Here is an 18772-nt window from a genome sequence, read left to right as displayed (position 1 = left end):
TTATTATGACGTTTAAATCAACGGCACTGATCCTTAGCTCAGTAATGGGGCTAGGCTTTAGTCTGCAAGCAATGGCTGCGGTTTCCGAGGCTGAAGCCGCTAAACTCGGCACGACATTAACCCCAATGGGGGCTGAAATGGCCGGCAATGCCGACGGCTCGATTCCTGCATGGAAAGGTGGTTTACCGGCTGGAGGGGAACGTTTTAAAGACCCCTATGCAGGCGAACAACCACTCATGACGATTACCGCTGCCAATGCCGCCGAGTACCAGCAGCACCTCACGCCAGGCCAACAGGCGATGTTCGCCAAATATCCGGACACCTTCCGGATGAACATCTACCCGACCCACCGCAGTGCCTCACTGCCGGCGGTTCAGTATGATAATGCGCGTAAAAATGCCGTCAATTCAGCGCTGACCGACAATGGCAACGGCTTGAGCGGTAATACCCTAGAAGGTATCCCCTTCCCAATTCCGGGTAACGGTTTAGAAGCAATTTGGAACCATATGTCTCGCTACCGCGGCGGCGCACTTGAGCGAACCTTTGTGCAGGTGCCTGTACACGAAAATGGGAACTTCGTACCGGTCAAAATCACCGAAAAGATGTCATGGCCTAACTACCTCAAAGAGGGTCGTACTGAACAGGATGACAATATCCTATTTTACTTCGTACAGCAGATTAAGGCACCCGCCCGTTTAACCGGCAACGTGCTACTGGTACATGAGGCGCAAAATCAGATCGCCAAGCCCCGTCAAGCGTGGATCTATAATGCGGGTCAACGTCGGGTACGTCGTGCACCACAGATTGCCTATGATGCACCGGGTACCGCATCCGATGGACAACGAACCTCAGATAATCTCGACCTATTCAACGGTGCACCGGATCTATATGACTGGAAACTGGCCGGCAAAGAAGAGATCTACATCCCATACAACAGCTACAAACTGGCTGACCGTGGGCTGAAATATACGGACATCCTGCAAAAGGGCCATATGAATCCGGATTACGGGCGCTATGAACTGCACCGCGTCTGGAAAGTGGAAGCTACCTTGAAAGAAGGTGCTCGACATATCTACGCTAAACGGGTGTTCTATATTGATGAAGACACTTGGCAAGCAGCGGTTGTTGATCACTACGATGGCCGTGGCCAGCTGTGGCGTGTAGGTGAAGCTCATCAGATGCAGTATCAGGACGCACAGGTGCCTTGGTTAACCGCTGAAGCCCTGTATGACCTGCAATCTGGACGCTATTTAGTGGGTAGCCTGACCAATGAAGAGGGCGACGGTTTCGACTTTAATGCGCGCTTTAAGCACAGTGACTTTACCCCACAAGCGATCCGTCGTATGGGTATTCGTTAAGCACCGGCAATTATTTTTGTTCATCAAACCATAAAGGAGCCACCGGCTCCTTTATTTTTTTAACCACAAGCGGATACTAAACTAATTCCGGTGCTCACTAGGTCAAGATGGTTTATACAATCAGTGATGGCCAATACGAGCCTGAACCGCCGCAGCTGTTCTTGCCCCCTGCTGCCAAGCAACTAGCGCCTCTTCACAACCACTACAAACTCCGACCTTTAACTCCCGATCAACAATAATCCAGGTGCATTTTCCAGCTTCAGTGTCACAACTATGATGATCATCACAGCCACAGCCGATACAATGCGCCAGCACTAACTCACTTTGCTTCATGAGTGTCTCCCTCGTTATGGGTTTATCCTTAATGACAGGCGATTAATGATAGATCACTTTATGCCACCGCGCCGTTCAACTAAGTGGCTAATTAGCATAAAAACAAGTGCTATGAGAGAGATGAGTTAAGCCTTTTATCGCTTCAACCCTATAGCTGTAAGCCTGATTTTTTGGAGAATCGTTTTTTGAGCACCCTGCAAGGAACAGAGATCACCCGTAATTTCGATGAATACGGCCCTATTTATGTCTATGACGATGGCCCCTATCGTTATATGAGCTTTGGCGCCGGCGGTGAACAGAGCCGTATCGATCGTAGTCGCCCGGAATATCCGGTGTATCAGTATTTACAGGTCATGTTGCTTGGGCTGCTCTACCAACCCACACCGCAACAGGCACTGATGCTGGGATTAGGTGGCGGCTCACTAATACATGCCCTGCTAAGTTACTCTGCGGATCTTCAAATCGAAGTTGCCGAACTCAGGCACCAGGTGCTGGCCACCGCTGCTGAGCACTTTCAGTTGCCGAAGACGCCGAGGCTAAACATTACCATCAGTGATGCCATGGATTACCTCTGTCAAAGCAGCACACCGTCAGATCTCATTTTCACCGATCTGTTCAGCGATACCGGTATGCAGCATCAACAATTGCAAAAAGAATATCTTGAGCAATGCTATCGTCTGCTCAGTGATCAAGGAGTGTTAGTTTTAAATCTGTGGGATGAAGGCCATGGCTATCACCCCCGCGCCAATCAGCAACTATCCGATCTATTCGGCGATAACTGGCTTTGCTGCACTGTCGATAGCGGTAACCTGATCGCCTTTGGTTTTAAAGGTGGCAAGCCGGAATCGAACCCCAGAGCCCTGCTCAATGGCGCGAAAAAGCTGGAAAAACGGCTCGGCTTTCCAGCACGAAAGTTACTAAACCGGATACGGGAATCATGATCGCCGCGCGATTGAAAAGAAATCCGACACTAAGGGTTAATTTCCCCGCATAATACTGGGATAATCTTTGACTATACTATTTGTTATTTCTGAGAGATTTACACATGCCTCTGCTAGATAGCTTTACTGTTGATCACACCCGTATGAATGCGCCAGCGGTTCGTGTTGCTAAGAATATGACCACCCCCCATGGCGACACCATCACTGTTTTTGATCTGCGTTTCTGCCGTCCCAACGAAGAGATACTCAGTGAAAAAGGCATCCACACTCTTGAGCACCTGTTTGCTGGTTTTATGCGTAACCACCTAAACGGCGATGGCGTCGAGATTATCGACATCTCCCCTATGGGCTGCCGCACCGGTTTCTACATGAGCCTGATCGGCACACCTGAAGAGCAAAAAGTCGCCAACGCTTGGTTGGAATCGATGGACGATGTCTTACATGTCGAACAGCAAAATCAGATCCCTGAGCTGAACGAATACCAGTGCGGTACCTACCATATGCACTCACTGGACGAAGCTAAAGCGATTGCTGATAACATTCGTCACCGTGGCGTCGGCGTTAACAGCAACGACGAATTGAAACTGGACCCTGAGTTCCTAGAAACCCATTCCTAATCAAATCGATATCTGATTCAGTAACGGAGCCAGAGTGATCAGGCTCCGTTTTTATTTTACCTAGAGGCACAACCCCCATGGCAATGATCGGCCGGTTCAATAATCTGGAAGTGGTCAAACAAGTTAAGTTCGGCGTCTATCTTGATGCCGAAGAGCTTGGCGAAATTCTGCTACCCCAGCGTTATGTACCAGAAAACACGCAACCAGGTGACCGGTTAGAGGTCTTTATCTATCGCGACTCCGATGATCTATTGATCGCCACCACTGAAACGCCTAAAGCGCAGATCGGCGAGTTCGCCTGCCTTAAAGTTGTTGATCTCAACCGTACCGGTGCGTTCTTTGATTGGGGCCTTCCCAAAGATCTACTGGTGCCGTTTAGCGAGCAGAAAAAAACAGTCGAAAAAGATCAGGAACAGATCGTTTATCTCTATCTGGATCAGGAAACCGACCGCATCGCCGGTTCAACCAAGCTGAATAAATTCCTCGATAGCTACCCCCATAGCTACGAAAAAGGCCAGCAGGTCGACCTGATCATCGAAGAGCACACCCATATTGGCTACAAGGCGATCATTAATGGTCAGCACTGGGGTGTAATATACGATGATGATGTTTTCAAACCGGTACGCTACGGTCAGCGGATGAAAGGCTTTATCAAGCTGGTTCGCCCCGATGGCAAGATCAACCTAAGCCTACAACAACTGGGTTATGGTAAAACCGATGATCTCGGCAAGCGTATTCTGCACCTGCTAGAAGACCATGACGGCTTTATTGCAGCGAATGATAAAACCTCACCGGAAGAGATTAAACGACTGTTCAGCTGCAGTAAAAAAGCCTTTAAGCTGTCCATCGGTCGTCTATATAAAGAACGAAAAATCGCCATCGAAGAGAACGGCATCCGCCTCCTCACCAAATAGCCCCGTCATAACGCGATAACATAAGGGTCTGCGCTTTCAGTGCGGCCCCTTACCATATACAGGAAAACCCTGATAAACTAGTGCCTTTTTCCAAGGACATAACACTATGACTCAGGCCCTGATTATTGCTTCCGCTAAAACTGTCGATAACCACAGCTCGTTACAGCACTGTTTAGCCCAAGAAGCAGCACTGCAACAACAGGGACACCGGTTAACAGAACTAGTGATTGATCCACTCAGTACGCCTTGGCTCAGTGAACTATTACCTAATCATTACCGTAGCGGCTGTGGTCCTATTGAAGCCCTAGCCGATGCGCGGCAGCTAATTATCACTGGCGCCGCCGATGCCGTCGTCATCACCGGCAAGGATAACTTACGCAGCGGCTATGAACGCCAAGAACGGCTCGATCTGATGGCCGTCTACGGAAACGATTATCCCCTAACGCAAGCCTATAACGAACTAGCAGAACAGTTTATTCAACGTCACCATAGTGATGCAGAGCAGTTTCGAGAACTGGCCGAGCAGCTGTTTGAAAACTATAAACGCCGTTTTCAAAGTCTGACAACAGAGCCACTAGCGACTGACCAACTACCGGATGAGCGCTGGTATAAACTGATTACACCACTGTTTCGCGGTGTCGATTGTGCTAACCCATTAATCGACTTTAGCGGTCGAATCCTAATAACTAGCCCCACAGTCGCTCAGCAGCTTAATATCACCCCAGCAGAAACCGTTGAGATTGCGGCCGTTGGACTGGGCATTGTAGCCGGTGATGGCCAGCCCTATATCGACGAAATTGCTCGCTATCAGCATCTAGAGCAAGCCTATCAATCCGCTTGTCAGCAGGCACAGATCGACTTCGCCCAGCAATTCCGTGATGGTCACGCATTGCTCGAGGTGTATACCTGCTATCCGGTTGTACCGATGGCCTTCTTACTCGCGAGTGGCCTAGTGGATCAATTAACACAATTACCCGCATTTCTCGCACAACACCTGATCACCATCACCGGTGGTATGAACCTCGCCAAAGGCCCGTGGAATAACCCGGCACTGAATAGCTTGATCGAGATGCATCAACAACTACTAGCAAGCCCTACACACTCACTCGGCGCCGTACATGGCAACGGCGGCTTGGGTTATAAACAGGGTGTTGCCCTGTTGAAAAAGCTCGCTTAACCGCTGACAACTTAAATAGACCGATTTATCACAACTATCAGCCCACGATGATGGCCGAATACAAATTAAGATGGTTATTCGGGGTCAATTCAACCTATTGACCTGTGAATAACCGCTATTGGCAACAATATCCAGCTAAACCTGTTTATATCCCTGTTGATACCGTTGTATAAACCTAACGAACATATCCACAAAATAGGGACATAACACGTCCTGAAGCCCTTTCAGCTCTCCATATTACTCACATTCACCAAATAGAATGAGTTTTTTTAATCAAAATCCCCTATAACGACGTTGATAACCGTGCTTCAACGTCATCGATTCGTTAAAACCATCCACACGGTCATGTTATCCCCTTATTCTGTGGATATCCTATGGGAAAACCTTTGCATAGCGACTTATAAACCGACTCAGTGCCCATAAAACCTAGCTTTTAAAGCACGGATCAGTTTATAAACAGTCATATGATTAAAAACTTATTGATAAGCATTCTCATTTGCATTAAGATCAATCTCGTTCGTTAGGACAGGCAGGTTGCTCTCACCTCACCGGTAATCTGTCTATGGTGGGAAGGCCGATTTGGCCGGCCCTCCCGCCTTCTTTCGAGCAACGATAATGCGTCGGTAATATGATTTTTACGGTGTCCGTTTATCTTTCACGCCCACCACTCATTTACCGCAGGTATTGTCAGGCTCTTGTTAATCTTCACCGGGTGCACACACCCGGTATTTTTTTCTTATCTCTGGCCATTTATTCGCTACTATATAGCGAACCTTCAAATGAGACCGAGTACCCCATGCAACTGGATCCTACCGCTAATAAACACCTAATCTTTATCGGAGGTGGACATGCTCACGCCATCGCTCTGCTAATGATGGGGATGAATAAACCCGCGGGAGTACGTATCACCCTAATATCGAACCTAGTTCAAACTCCCTACTCGGGCATGCTGCCGGGGTTGATAGCGGGACATTACAGTTTTGATCAGGCGCATATAGACCTTGGACGCTTCTGCCGCTATGCCGGCATTGATTTCATTGAAGATTCAGTAACGGGCATTAATCCGGTTAATCGCACCGTACAATGCCTCAACCATCCAAACTTTAGTTATGACCTTCTGAGTATCGATACTGGCTCGACCCCCGCCCTCAGCACCATTCCTGGTGCCAGTGAGTTCACGACTGGAGTGAAACCCGTAAAACAGCTACTAGAATATTGGGATGACCTTCAAGCGCGCATTATGCAAGGGGACGACAGCCAAGATATTCATATCGCGACAGTAGGCGGTGGTGCTAGCGCGGTCGAAGTCCTGCTAGCCATGCAATATAAGTTGCAAAAGCAACTAAGCAAACAGCAACGCCGCACCAACCACTTACATTTCCATATTATCTGTGGCCCTGAGCAGATTCTGATGGGTCTGAATAAACGAGTACAACGGCGTTACCTACAGGTGCTAAAAGAGCGCCAAATTGAGTTGCATACCCATTTCCGCGTCGAGCAGGTCAAACAGGGGCGCGTTATCAACGCGGCCGGAGAAAGCATCGCTTTAGATGAAATTTTCTGGGCCACCACGGCCCGAGGAGCGGACTGGCCCGCACGTGCAGGACTAGAATGTGCCGAGAACGGCTGTATTCGCGTCAATGACTACCTGCAATCGGTTTCCCATCCCGAGGTATTTGCCACGGGTGATATCGCTGAAATGATCAATTTCCCTCGCCCGAAAGCCGGGGTTTTCGCGGTTCGCCAAGGTGCGCCCTTACTGCGCAACCTTCAGGCGACACTCTCAGGACAGCCATTATCTCGCTACAAACCACAAAAGCAATTTCTCAGTCTCATCAGCACTGGAGATCGCTATGCAGTCGCCTCACGCGGCCCCTTCAGCCTCGCCGGTGCTTGGGTATGGCGGTGGAAAGACAAGATCGATCAAACCTTTATGCGCCGTTTCAGCGATTTAACTGAACTGCCGGATCAAACACCCGGCACTCAGCTTAAGATCGAAAATCCAGATATGCGATGCGGCGGCTGCGGCGCTAAAGTAGGTCACAGTATTCTTAACCGCGTGTTAAAGCAGCTACCCGCGCCGCCTACTGAAATAGAGATCGGTCTTAAACGCCCCGATGACGCCGCTGTTATTGATGTCCCCGTCGGAAAGCTATTGGTGCAATCCGTCGATAGTTTCCGACAACTGGTCAACGATGACTATCTATTTGGTCAGATTGCCGCCAACCATGCACTAGGGGATATTTTCGCCATGGGAGCAACGCCCCATAGCGCTCAAGCGATAGTCAGCGTTCCCCACGCCAGCGATGAGATTGTCGAACAGCGCCTGCGCCACCTACTACTCGGGGCTAGTAAGGTATTTAGCGACTGCAATATCGGTTTGATTGGCGGACACACCTCGGAAGGCAGCGAACTGACACTGGGCTTCACCATCAACGGTCTCGCCGATCGTCAGCAACTGCTCACTAAACAAGGGTTGCAACCGGGCGATCGATTAATTATCACCAAACCGTTGGGTACCGGTACCCTGTTTGCCAGTGATATGCGCAGCCAGGCGAAAGGACGCTGGATCAGCCAAGCACTCCAACAGATGCTCCATTCAAACTATCAGGCTAGCCAAATTCTGTCGGCGGCCGGTGCCCATGCCTGCACCGACATTACCGGTTTTGGCCTGCTCGGACATCTCTCAGAAATGTTAGAAGGGTCTGATATGGGAGCGCGCCTATGGCTGGAAAATCTCCCCGTGATGGAGGGGGCACTCGCGTGTCTACGCGCAGGCCTACTGAGTTCGCTACATCCACAAAACAGAAAATTTGACCACTTAATTGCCAATCTTGATGAGTTCAATAGCAATACCCTAATCGAACTACTATTTGACCCGCAAACAGCCGGCGGGTTACTCGCGGCCGTCAAAGCGGATCAGGCGGATAGCATCATCGAACAGCTACAAGCGGCGGGTTATAGCGAAGCCTGTATCATCGGCAGTGTAAAACAAGAGGGGCAAATGCAAGTAGTACTCGCCTAAGCGAAGCGACTTAAATAGATGGCGACACTAAAACAGCCAGCATAATTAGAAAAAATCGCCGACCGATTCGAGTTTAAGAGCGTTGATATAACGTAAGATAAGTTCACGGTCGGCGGTAAAAGCCATTCCCGCATGCTGATCCACCGGCGATACCGACATCACCTTCGCATGCACTTCCGATGGCTTATCATCAAACGGCAATTGCAGTTTAATAATACACTCCACCTTATCAGTCTTGGCCTGCTGCAACTCGGTTAAATCTTGATCTTCGGTCAGTTTTAGCAACCCACCACCACTACTAAAATTAATCATGATGCCACTTAGCGTCTGCTCTTTGAGTATCAGCTCAGCGGTGATGGCACAGGGATAGCGGGGTTCTTTGCGTAACCAACGCGACTGAATATTATCCGGATAACTGGTTATCAATAAACGGCCCCCCTGCAGAAACAGGTCGATCACCTCGGATTCAAACGCATAGATACGGCCATTAGAGATGATACGCATCACCAACTTGCGCTTTTTAGTGAACAAGTCTCTATAGGTCAGTTCATCACTGCCCATACCGCTTTTGATTAGCTGAGTAACTGCCGGCAAACGGGTAATAATTACTTTGCCGTCGATGCCGAAGAAGCGGGACATATACTTAAAACAGCCACCGGCATCGCTCACCTGAATCACACTATCTTGCTCGAGTGAGGGGAACTCATTCAGAATGACATTTTCATTTGTATAAGGCATCCAAGCACCGCTAAAATCCAAACCAACGAGTGACTAACATGAATACTATAATCCCTCATCAGACCTATCCACAAGAGCCATTCATACAACTCTAGCCTAATAAAGCAGCATATTAAGCGTTAATCATTAACATTTTTTTGAATATTGAACGGCCAACGCTACTGCCTAGCATCTCTTTTTTCAGCTTGATTTCACACCGTCTGGCTATGATGTCCATATTCAGTGATTCACCCGGAGATAACCTATGAAAATGAAGCTAGCTATTGTGCTTACCGCCCTCACCGGCATTAGCGTCTTGAGCGTCACCGCCGCGCCGGAAAATATTGCCCGTGCGGATCTGCAACAGCAAGGGCTAAAGGTCGCGACCTTTGCCGGCGGCTGCTTCTGGTGTACCGAAGCAGGTTTTGAAAAACTCCCCGGAGTGACCGAGGCTATCTCCGGCTATACCGGCGGCGAACAAGCTGATCCTAGTTATAAAGAAGTATCCTCCGGCTCTACCGGCCATACCGAAGCAGTACAGGTTTACTATGACCCTCAAGTCATTACCTATCAGGGCCTGCTACAATCACTCTGGCGACAGATGGACCCCACCGATGGCAGTGGCTCCTTTGTTGACCGAGGTAATCAGTATCGTCCAGCGGTGTTCTATCACAATGAACAGCAACGCCTGATCGCCGAAAAGTCGATGACAGAACTGGCCGCATCAGGCCGTTACAGTAAACCTCTGGCCACCGAACTGAGTAAATTGACCGACTTTTACCCGGCCGAGGATTATCATCAGGATTACTACCAGCGCAACCCAATTCGTTACAAATACTACCGTTTTAATTCAGGCCGCGACCAGTATCTCGAAAAAACCTGGGGCGAAGATCTACATCCCGACTTCACTCAGTTTGGCCGTGGCCAGCAACAAGACTCTGCTATTCAGAACACTAACAACAGTAATGCTTACAGCCACTTCAAAAAGCCATCAGAGCAGCTGCTGCGCCAACGCCTGAGCGAAGTGCAATATGAGGTCACCCAAGAAGACGGCACCGAACGGGCTTTTCAGAATGAATATTGGAATAATAAACAGGAAGGGATTTATGTAGATATCGTCAGTGGCGAGCCGCTGTTCTCATCCAAGGACAAATATAAATCCGGCACCGGCTGGCCCAGCTTTACCCGTCCCATTTCCCCAGAGGCGGTCAGTGAACACAGCGATACAAAATTCTTTATGACCCGCACAGAGGTCCGCAGTGTCTATGCCGACTCTCATTTAGGCCATGTTTTTAGCGATGGGCCTGAGCCAACAGGGCTTCGTTACTGCATGAACTCGGCGGCATTACGCTTTATTCCCGTAGAGCAGATGGCCGCACAAGGCTATAGCGCACAACTTGAGCTATTCAACTAAACAGGACTCAACAGGACTCAACAGCAAACATAGCTGAGCCCACGTAAAAAATAGGATAGACTGCTGCTTACCGCCGATACAGGAGCAACAGTTTGTTCGCCTTCTACCGTTTATTGATCATCCTACTACTGCCATTGATGGCCCAACAGGCCGTTGCGCTTCAGCTAACAGATCCTCGGTCAGCGGCGGTATATATCATCAAACAGCGCCCGCTGATTAACGCCTGTTTAGAACAAGCCTACACCCACATCAATTTATCCCAGATATGGGATAGTCCTCCTTGCCAACAATTGTTAGATCAGGACCTGCAGCTAAAAACCGCTTGGCACTTGCTGTTACCGAACGGCACAACAACCGGACTCGCGAAAGTACCCTACGGTTTGAGAAAGCCAACCCTAGATACCTATTCTGAATATAAGCAACTCGCAGAAAGAATTGCCCAATTAAGCCGCTAAAACGATTTAATTCAATTTTTCTCTGTTGTCCTTATTACCGGAGTTTCGACTTAAAAAACTATTAAATCAGACAGATAGCGACGTTAATATTAAAGTCTGAAAAAAAACTAAATTTCAAGTCTTACCTTTGCCTTTCTGATCTCTATAATACGCCCTCTTTTTGCCAGCGGCTCCGGGTAATATCTTGATTATTTTCACCATCACCAACACAGTTTCTAAACAGGTTTATGTCGGTTCAACCCGAAGTGATATTGACAGTCATTGGGAGACTCTGCTGATTGCGGCTGAGTCAGGCGTAGAAGCCGAACTCTATAATGATATTCGTAGTTCCGGAGCTCAAAGCTTCGCCATTACTGAATGGGGCTTTGCCGATAATCTCAGTGAAGCACGCGAGCTCACCAGCGACGCCATGGAAACCTTTAATGGTAAAAGCCTGCAGGGGCTCATTACCAAGCCAAAACCGAGTAAGGTCCATCGTCAGAGCGCTGCAGAGCGTAAAGCTGCCTTAGCTCTGCTAGAAGAAGCAGAACAACAAGCACTGCTCAAGAGTGAGATCTCGAAACCAACAGGTGAAGCCGGCGACACACCCGCTAGCGAAGCAGATCTCAAACTGCTGGCTCGCAAACGGGATGCTGAGCTGGAAGCGAGAATCGTCCGCGAACGACAGGAAACCATGGCAATGAACAAAGTTCTTGCTGAGATGGAATTCCGCAAACGCAGTAAATCATCGAAAACGAAATCGAAAAGCAGCACGGTCAAGCCTAGCAGCACCTCTAGTACGCCTAAAATGGCCATCGGTAAAGTCTCCTCTGCCAAACAAGAAAAGCAAATTAAAGAGAAAATAGTCCAAGAACGGGAAGCCCGTGAAACGACTAAAATCTCACGTCAAAAAGCCGAAGCGCAAGAGATGGCTGCGGTCATGGCACGTATTGATGCCCGTGCTCAAGGAATGCGTAAAACCGCCCCGAAAGCCAAGCCTAAGTCAGCCATGCGCAGCAGTATTCCGCTGTCTATGAAGAAAGCGCCTGAAGCGCTCAAAGAAACGCGCCTCGAATTGGACTTGGATATCGCTAAGAAAGCTGAATTGGCGGTGATACAGCAAGAGAAAAGTCGTGCGGCGACAGGCCAACCCTTGGCAGGAAAACAAGTAACGATGGCTCGGGTTAGCCACAATAGCGGCCTGAGTAAAGAACAGAAAATCGCTCACACTATCGACCGCTACCGCAAAACAGCTACACCCGCTGTCAGCAATAAAGTACACGGCCAACAGGAACTAATCAGCTCTCTGCAAGCACGTCTGGCGCAACGCAATATAAAATAACCCTACAGGGTGATGACGCTAACGCTTTCCAGCATCCATTAACGGTGATGGAAAGCGTTCACATAGATCACAACAAAACACGTTAAAACCTGCCTCAAGACGAGGATAGTGCACCGCCAACTCCTCCCCTATACCAGCAAAATCATGTCGAAATCGAATCCGGCCCGCGATCCGATCCAAGGCATAAGAAACGCCATCTAACTGCTGATACGCGCGAAACCAATCTGTCGCTACCATCCGCTGTGTCACCTTCTGCATGCGCTCAGGCATCAATGACTGTCCGGCCAGTAGATCCGCATACAGGCTATCGATCACCTGATCCACTGGCGTGGAACTCAAATGTGGCCAATGTTTAAGGAGAAAGTGATCAAATAAAACATCCAGCGCAATACCGGAAAAACGCCGCCGCTGGGCGCTAAAACAACCTTTCAACCGACTCACTTCGGAGTGCTGATCGGTAAACTGATCTACCCGACGATGGTTGATTAACCCGGCAAACACCTCTTTTGGCAACGCCTGAGTATCGACACCACGAGCAAAGTCGCCCAAAAGATTGCCAACCCGGGATTCGACCGAGGGTTCCGCTAAGACGAGATGGGCAAAAAAATTCAAATAAAAACCCCGGATACAATGATAACCATTCACAGTATCCGGGGTTTTGAGTCACACAGCAAGCGCCTCTGGGGGAGCGCCGCTTACGCATTCAAACAGGACAATCGCTTAGTTCAGGCGTTCAAACACCGTCGCAATACCCTGTCCCATACCGATACACATGGTCGCTAGACCCAAAGTACCGTCATTCTGCTCCATCACATTCAGCAACGTGGTGGATATCCGCGTGCCGGAGCAGCCTAGTGGGTGGCCTAGTGCGATCGCACCGCCATTCAGGTTGACCCGCTCTTCCATCTGGTCGAGCAGCTTGAGGTTTTTCAGCACCGCCAAACCCTGCGCCGCAAAGGCTTCATTAAGCTCAACATAATCGATATCTTCAATGCGCAATCCAGCTCGTTTCAAAGCTTTCTGGCTTGCGGGTACCGGACCATAACCCATGATTGAAGGATCACACCCCGCGACCGCCATTGAACGAATCTTCGCCCGTGGCTTGAGTCCCAACGCCTGCGCTTTGGCCGCCGACATAATTAACATCCCAGAAGCACCATCAGAAAATGCCGAGGAAGTTCCCGCAGTCACCGTACCCACCTTCGGTACAAACACGGGTTTTAGCTGTCCTAGGGTTTCCACAGTAGATTCGGGACGGATAACTTCATCCTGCTCCAGCAACGATTTAAAACCGTTTTCATCATGCCCTTCAACTGGCACGATCTCATTATCAAAACGGCCTTCACGGCGAGCTTCATCAGCTAGACGGTGAGAACGGGCACCAAAGGCGTCCTGCTGTTCCCGACTGATACCGTTCATTTTACCCAGCATTTCAGCAGTTAGACCCATCATCATCGCCGCTTTGGCAACCTGAGTGCTCATCTGCGGGTTGATATCGATCCCGTGAAGAATATCTAAGTGTCCCATATGCTCGACGCCACCAACCATAAACTGATCGCCGTTGCCGGTCATGATCGCTTGGGCCGCGGTATGCAGCGCCGCCATAGAGGAGCCACACAGACGGTTAATCGTCTGCCCTGCAACACTATGAGGTAAGCCCGCTAATACCGACGCATTACGCGCAATATTAAAGCCCTGCTCTTTGGTTTGGTTAACACATCCCCAGATCACATCCTCAATATCAGCAGGATTGACGTTCGGGTTACGTGTCAGCAAGCCATTCATCACGCTGGCCGATAATGCTTCAGCCCGGACATTCCGGAAGGAACCGCCTTTGGACTTACCCATTGGGGTACGTACCGCATCGACGATGACTACATCATTTGGATTCAGACTCATCTTCGATTCCTCCTTAGTGAGCTGTGTTATTTAAGTAAGTCGAGCCAGCAGCGGCCATCTTCTGCATCGTCTCAGTAGGCTGATACAGGGGTCCTAACTCAGCGTACTTAGCCGTCATTTCACAGAATGCTGCAAGTCCCATCTCATCAAGGTAATGGAACACACCGCCGCGGAATGGCGGGAAGCCAATACCGTAGATCATTGCCATATCGGCTTCTGCCGGAGAGGCAACAACACCCTCTTCTAGACAACGTACCGTCTCGATACACAGAGGAATCATCATCCGTTCAATAATTTCTTGTTCATCGAAGTCGCGTCCAGTTCCGACTACACCTTCGATTAATGAATCGACTTCAGCATCCGGCAGCTTAGCCTGCTTGCCTTTTCGATCCAGTTCGTAGCGATAGAAACCTTTGTTATTCTTCTGACCGAAACGCTCCAGTGAGAACATCCGGTCAATGACCGATTCGCCCTCATGGGACATACGCTCAGGGAACCCTGCGGCCATCACCTGATCCGCATGATGGGCCGTATCGATACCGACCACATCCAATAGATAAGCAGGCCCCATTGGCCAACCAAAACGTTCCATCACCTTATCCACCTGACGGAAATCAGCACCATCCTGCAATAAGCCACTGAAACCACCGAAATAAGGGAATAGCACTCGGTTCACCAAGAACCCAGGACAATCATTAACCACAATCGGAGTTTTACCCATCGCCGAGGCATAAGCGACCGTTCGTGCGATGGTCGCATCGGAGGTTTTTTCACCCCGAATGACTTCCACCAGCGGCATCATATGCACCGGGTTAAAGAAGTGCATACCGCAGAAATTTTCCGGCCGCTTAAGTGATTTAGCCAAGGCATTAATAGAGATCGTCGAGGTGTTAGATGCCAATACCGCATCTTCAGCGATATGCTGCTCGGTTTCTGCCAGCACCATCGCTTTAACTTTTTGGTTCTCAACCACGGCTTCAACCACCAGATCGACCGTCGCAAAATCACCATAGCTCAAGGTCGGACGAATACGGTTGATGGTCGCAGCCATCTTCGCAGCATCAATCCGGCCCCGTTTAAGCTGACCGGCGAGTAATTTATTTGCCTCATCCAGCCCCAATTGAATGGCCGCTTCATTGATATCCTTCATCAAGATCGGCACCCCTTTAGAGGCCGACTGATAAGCTACGCCGCCGCCCATGATACCGGCACCCAAAACCGCCGCCTGCTGAACTTTGTCTGCTTTCGCTTCAAAGCCACGACTAACTTTTTTGACATACTGGTCTTTCATAAACAGACCCACCAGCGCTTTCACAACCGGACCGGAGGCCAGTTTAGCAACGCCTTGGGCTTCTGCCAGAATCGCCTTATCACGACTCATGCCGCAGGATTTCTGGATCGTTTTAACCGCTTGTAAAGGTGCTGGGTAATGTGGGCCCGCTTTTGCACCGATCATGCCTTTAGCGGTTTCAAACGCCATCATCTGCTCAATCTGATTGAGCTTCACAGGACTTTGTTTAACCTGACGACGCGCGGCGTAATCAAACTTACCGGCAGCGCACTGGCGCAACAGGTTAATACCCGCTTCGCGCACTTGATCTTGTTCTACAACCGCATCCACCGCACCATCTTTCAGAGCCGCCGCCGCGCGTTTTTCAACGCCGGTGCAGATCCACTCATGGGCGTTATCAATACCGATCAGACGAGGCAAACGAACAATACCGCCCCACCCTGGGTTGATGCCTAATTTCACTTCCGGCAAGCCAACTTTCGCCTTGTTGCCCATCACTCGATAATCGGTCGACAAACATAATTCAAAACCACCACCGAGGGCTAAACCATTGATCGCTGTTACCGTCGGACAAGGCAGATCTTCTACCGCATTAAAAATCCCGTGGGTTTCCAACAAAGCGGCAATCAAGCCCTCTTCGCCTTGATCGAACAGCGAACTAAATTCTGTGATATCTGCGCCAACGATGAAGCAGTCTTTAGCACTACTGAACAGCACCCCTTGGATGCCTTCAACTGCGCTGAGCTGAGTCACCGCCTCTTTCAACTCACCTAGGGTCAGTCGATTAAACTTATTAACTGGCTCATTGTTCAGATCGAATGTCAGCTCATAAAAACCGCTGTCGATCTCCTGAACCCGAATAGCCTTTCCTTCAAATTGCATGGTGCACTCCATACTCAGGATAATTATTGTTAGTCATAGTAAGGAACCTGACTCCTCTTCCGTACGCCGGACTGCCACATCAAAAAAACAGGGAGATAACACTGCGTACAGCTCAGGCTTATTAATACTAGTCTCAGGTGATTTTCCAGCAATAACAAAAATGGCCTTATTCAATAACATAATCGTTTATACGAGCTTTATACCTATAAAAAACAGTGTTTTAGATAAAAAGATATAAATAACATTTTTGAGCAACAAAGACATAAACAGGTTATTTACACGATTTTGGCATGCAGCCTAGGGGTTCCACGACGGACAATAAAGGGCATTTCGTATCCGATTAGGCCAAATAACACTACAATGCTTGATAAAGTCGCTAACGTTCCTGATCATTCCATGCATTCAACTATTTTTAACAGCACACTGTTTCATCCGCCACTGCGTTGGTTATCGCGCCAATTTCTAAAAATGAAAGGCTGGCAGGTGGATTTTTCAGCGATTGAAGGGATCGATAAATGCGTTCTCATCGGGGCACCCCACACCAGTAACTGGGATCTTCCCTATGCCCTGATGCTGGGGTTTAGTCAGGATCTACCGATCTATTGGATGGGAAAGGTACAGATTTTCAAGTTTCCCTTCCGACACCTTATGATGTGGCTCGGTGGTATCCCCATCGATCGCTCAAAGTCGGTGAATGTCGTCTCTCAGGCGGCAGCTCAGCTACAACAGGCAGATCAGCTCTACCTCGTGATCGCTCCAGAAGGCACCCGCTCGCAGGTGGATGAATGGAAGAGTGGTTTTTATCATATTGCTCATCAAGCCGGGGTTCCGGTGATGGCGACCTATATCGATTGGCGCACCCGCCGTGCAGGTATCTACACGGCGTATTACACCAGCGGTGATGCGGACAAAGATATTGCCGAAATTAAAGCCCTTTACGGTGACTTACTGCTGCGCCACAAGGGCAATCAGCAGGGTCATTCGTAAGGACGATACAGCATGCGAGCAACCGAGACTGACGGTTAAAAGCGGGAGAAGTCCGGCGCACGCTTCTCCATAAAGGCCATCAATGCTTCGCGGGCCTCATCGGAGGTAAGCCGCTCGGCAAACTGATTAACCTCGGCAACCAACACCGCTTCCAACTGCGATTGAGTGTGGCTACGCAGCATCGCTTTACTCTGGCGCACCGCTTCCGGCGCCAACGCAGCCAATTTGGTCGCTTCATCCAACGCCCGTGTTTGCAGCGTATCCGGTGTCACAACCCAGTTGACCAACCCCAAGTCACTAGCGGTCTCCGCACTGAAGGAATCCCCCAGCACCAGTAGCTCAAAAGCGCGGCGATGACCGACTAATTGAGGCATCAACAGACTCGAGCCTCCCTCAGGCACCAAGCCCAAGCGAGCAAATGGCAGCTGAAAACGCGCCTGATCACTGGCAACTACCAGGTCGCAATGCAATAACACCGTGCTACCGATACCCACCGCAGCTCCCGGCACCGCGGCAATCAGCGGCGTTTTCAATGCGGCGAGAGTCTGCAAAAAGAACAACGGCACTTTAATGGCATCCGGACGGCTCACCGCCGCGATAAAATCGGCGATATCATTACCGGCACAGAAACTATCGCCAGTCGAGCCAAGGATAATAACCCTAACCTCCGGATTGTTATCCGCGGCGATCATCGCATCCGTCAGCCCCTGATACATCTCAAGGGTCAGGGCATTTTTTTTCTCTGGGCGGTTCATTAAAACCTGACAAACACGATCCTGAAGGGTTACTTTTAATATGTCGTTCACAGAGAGCTCCTAGTTAATTCGCGGCTTGATTGGCACTATCAATTAGCGCTATCAATCAGCACTATCGGGGGCAACGCTTTCGGGGGCCACAGCATTATAATGTTCCGGCAATAATACCTTAATCACCTCACTGTTTTGCGCCCAACTATGGCAACTATTGATCATCAACGGCGCGCCTAATTTCATAACATCAGCATCAATGCTAGGCCAAAGGGTCTGCACCGCGGTCGTCGCAACAACCGGCAACAACTCATTCAGATGAGTACAGCCTCGATGCCCTCCCAATAGTGTTTTACACTGCCGCGACCAACCCGCCCCGATACGCGTGCCTTCCAGTTTTTTAAAAGCAACAGCAATATTAGGACAGATCGGAAAAGGTGAGGCATCAATAAACGCCTCAACCTCATGGATTAAAAATTGTTGATCGAAGGTGATTCGTAAACCCAAATCATGAAAGGGCTCACCCGCAGCCACATCCCCACGGATAGGCAGCGCCACAGTGTCGGTTTTAATATCGGTCATACGCGCTTCGATATCCCACAGACCATCATCGCGAGCATAACCATAACATTCGACGTTACGACGGTGCTTCAGCGCCCGTCGCACAGGCTTCGATAAAGACATGATCACCTCCG

The 18772-nt window shown here is 49.6% G+C and carries 17 protein-coding genes; 10 read left to right on the top strand and 7 right to left on the bottom strand.

The window, feature by feature from the left end; all coding sequences use genetic code 11:
* Positions 1–5 precede the first annotated feature (5 nt).
* Positions 6–1358 carry a DUF1329 domain-containing protein gene (locus tag AC0L4K_RS01495; protein ID WP_417225180.1) on the top strand — a complete coding sequence of 451 codons (1353 nt, stop codon included), beginning with the start codon at positions 6–8 and terminating at the stop codon, positions 1356–1358.
* A 120-nt stretch (positions 1359–1478) separates the two neighbouring features.
* On the opposite strand, the gene AC0L4K_RS01490 is transcribed toward AC0L4K_RS01495, so the two are convergent.
* Positions 1479–1691: a hypothetical protein gene (locus AC0L4K_RS01490; RefSeq protein ID WP_417225182.1), complete on the bottom strand. Its 213-nt coding sequence runs from the start codon at positions 1689–1691 to the stop codon at positions 1479–1481.
* Between the two features lie 185 nt (positions 1692–1876).
* On the opposite strand from AC0L4K_RS01490, the gene AC0L4K_RS01485 reads away from it, so the two are divergent.
* The 5 genes from AC0L4K_RS01485 (at position 1877) to selD (ending at position 8365) form a co-directional block, all read left to right on the top strand.
* Positions 1877–2632, top strand: coding sequence for a spermidine synthase (locus AC0L4K_RS01485; protein WP_473267986.1), 756 nt, complete (start codon positions 1877–1879; stop codon positions 2630–2632).
* A 104-nt stretch (positions 2633–2736) separates the two neighbouring features.
* The gene (gene luxS, locus AC0L4K_RS01480; protein WP_215950375.1) at positions 2737–3249 is read left to right on the top strand and encodes an S-ribosylhomocysteine lyase; all 513 of its coding nucleotides are present in this window, start codon (positions 2737–2739) and stop codon (positions 3247–3249) included.
* Positions 3250–3326: 77 nt separating this feature from the next.
* Positions 3327–4163, top strand: coding sequence for a CvfB family protein (locus tag AC0L4K_RS01475; protein ID WP_473267985.1), 837 nt, complete (start codon positions 3327–3329; stop codon positions 4161–4163).
* A gap of 106 nt (positions 4164–4269) precedes the next feature.
* Positions 4270–5340, top strand: coding sequence for a hypothetical protein (locus AC0L4K_RS01470; protein WP_473267984.1), 1071 nt, complete (start codon positions 4270–4272; stop codon positions 5338–5340).
* Between the two features lie 796 nt (positions 5341–6136).
* Entirely contained in the window at positions 6137–8365 is a 2229-nt protein-coding gene (selD, locus tag AC0L4K_RS01465) for a selenide, water dikinase SelD (RefSeq protein WP_473267983.1), read from the top strand.
* A 45-nt stretch (positions 8366–8410) separates the two neighbouring features.
* Here selD and AC0L4K_RS01460 read toward each other — a convergent pair whose 3' ends face one another.
* Entirely contained in the window at positions 8411–9103 is a 693-nt protein-coding gene (locus AC0L4K_RS01460) for a PilZ domain-containing protein (RefSeq protein ID WP_417225192.1), read from the bottom strand.
* A gap of 244 nt (positions 9104–9347) precedes the next feature.
* On the opposite strand from AC0L4K_RS01460, the gene msrB reads away from it, so the two are divergent.
* The 3 genes from msrB (at position 9348) to AC0L4K_RS01445 (ending at position 12272) form a co-directional block, all read left to right on the top strand.
* Positions 9348–10496, top strand: a complete 1149-nt coding sequence (gene msrB / locus AC0L4K_RS01455; protein WP_417225194.1) for a peptide-methionine (R)-S-oxide reductase MsrB — start codon at positions 9348–9350, stop codon at positions 10494–10496.
* A gap of 92 nt (positions 10497–10588) precedes the next feature.
* Positions 10589–10951, top strand: a complete 363-nt coding sequence (locus AC0L4K_RS01450; protein WP_417225196.1) for a hypothetical protein — start codon at positions 10589–10591, stop codon at positions 10949–10951.
* A 184-nt stretch (positions 10952–11135) separates the two neighbouring features.
* Complete coding sequence (locus AC0L4K_RS01445) at positions 11136–12272, top strand: GIY-YIG nuclease family protein (RefSeq protein ID WP_473267982.1); 1137 nt, start codon at positions 11136–11138, stop codon at positions 12270–12272.
* 18 nt (positions 12273–12290) lie between these two features.
* On the opposite strand, the gene AC0L4K_RS01440 is transcribed toward AC0L4K_RS01445, so the two are convergent.
* From AC0L4K_RS01440 to fadB, 3 genes are all read right to left on the bottom strand, one after another.
* On the bottom strand, positions 12291–12884 hold the full coding sequence (locus tag AC0L4K_RS01440; protein ID WP_473267981.1) for an acyl carrier protein phosphodiesterase: 594 nt from the start codon (positions 12882–12884) through the stop codon (positions 12291–12293).
* Positions 12885–12992: 108 nt separating this feature from the next.
* Complete coding sequence (gene fadA / locus AC0L4K_RS01435; RefSeq protein ID WP_417225202.1) at positions 12993–14171, bottom strand: acetyl-CoA C-acyltransferase FadA; 1179 nt, start codon at positions 14169–14171, stop codon at positions 12993–12995.
* A 13-nt stretch (positions 14172–14184) separates the two neighbouring features.
* Positions 14185–16344, bottom strand: a complete 2160-nt coding sequence (fadB, locus tag AC0L4K_RS01430; protein ID WP_473267980.1) for a fatty acid oxidation complex subunit alpha FadB — start codon at positions 16342–16344, stop codon at positions 14185–14187.
* A gap of 396 nt (positions 16345–16740) precedes the next feature.
* Between fadB and AC0L4K_RS01425 the strand changes: the two genes are divergently transcribed.
* Positions 16741–17331, top strand: a complete 591-nt coding sequence (locus AC0L4K_RS01425; protein ID WP_417225206.1) for a 1-acyl-sn-glycerol-3-phosphate acyltransferase — start codon at positions 16741–16743, stop codon at positions 17329–17331.
* Positions 17332–17366: 35 nt separating this feature from the next.
* Here the strand turns inward: AC0L4K_RS01425 and AC0L4K_RS01420 are convergent, their stop codons facing one another.
* Positions 17367–18137 carry an enoyl-CoA hydratase gene (locus AC0L4K_RS01420; protein WP_417225208.1) on the bottom strand — a complete coding sequence of 257 codons (771 nt, stop codon included), beginning with the start codon at positions 18135–18137 and terminating at the stop codon, positions 17367–17369.
* A 51-nt stretch (positions 18138–18188) separates the two neighbouring features.
* A complete protein-coding gene (locus AC0L4K_RS01415; protein ID WP_473267979.1) occupies positions 18189–18761 on the bottom strand; it encodes a DUF2889 domain-containing protein in 573 nt (190 codons plus the stop codon).
* Positions 18762–18772: the final 11 nt, after the last annotated feature.

It is taken from the genome of Amphritea sp. GJ51-11, from assembly GCF_055808735.1.
Note: the sequence above shows the minus strand (reverse complement) of the source record. Positions and strands in the feature narration are given on the sequence as shown.

Excerpts from the sequence above, each read along its gene's own strand:
- AC0L4K_RS01495 (WP_417225180.1), top strand. The coding sequence starts at position 6 with ATGACGTTTAAATCAACGGCACTGATCCTTAGCTCAGTAATGGGGCTA.
- AC0L4K_RS01490 (WP_417225182.1), bottom strand. The coding sequence starts at position 1,691 with ATGAAGCAAAGTGAGTTAGTGCTGGCGCATTGTATCGGCTGTGGCTGT.
- luxS (WP_215950375.1), top strand. The coding sequence starts at position 2,737 with ATGCCTCTGCTAGATAGCTTTACTGTTGATCACACCCGTATGAATGCG.
- AC0L4K_RS01475 (WP_473267985.1), top strand. The coding sequence starts at position 3,327 with ATGGCAATGATCGGCCGGTTCAATAATCTGGAAGTGGTCAAACAAGTT.
- AC0L4K_RS01470 (WP_473267984.1), top strand. The coding sequence starts at position 4,270 with ATGACTCAGGCCCTGATTATTGCTTCCGCTAAAACTGTCGATAACCAC.
- selD (WP_473267983.1), top strand. The coding sequence starts at position 6,137 with ATGCAACTGGATCCTACCGCTAATAAACACCTAATCTTTATCGGAGGT.
- AC0L4K_RS01460 (WP_417225192.1), bottom strand. The coding sequence starts at position 9,103 with ATGCCTTATACAAATGAAAATGTCATTCTGAATGAGTTCCCCTCACTC.
- msrB (WP_417225194.1), top strand. The coding sequence starts at position 9,348 with ATGAAAATGAAGCTAGCTATTGTGCTTACCGCCCTCACCGGCATTAGC.
- fadA (WP_417225202.1), bottom strand. The coding sequence starts at position 14,171 with ATGAGTCTGAATCCAAATGATGTAGTCATCGTCGATGCGGTACGTACC.
- fadB (WP_473267980.1), bottom strand. The coding sequence starts at position 16,344 with ATGCAATTTGAAGGAAAGGCTATTCGGGTTCAGGAGATCGACAGCGGT.
- AC0L4K_RS01425 (WP_417225206.1), top strand. The coding sequence starts at position 16,741 with ATGCATTCAACTATTTTTAACAGCACACTGTTTCATCCGCCACTGCGT.
- AC0L4K_RS01415 (WP_473267979.1), bottom strand. The coding sequence starts at position 18,761 with ATGTCTTTATCGAAGCCTGTGCGACGGGCGCTGAAGCACCGTCGTAAC.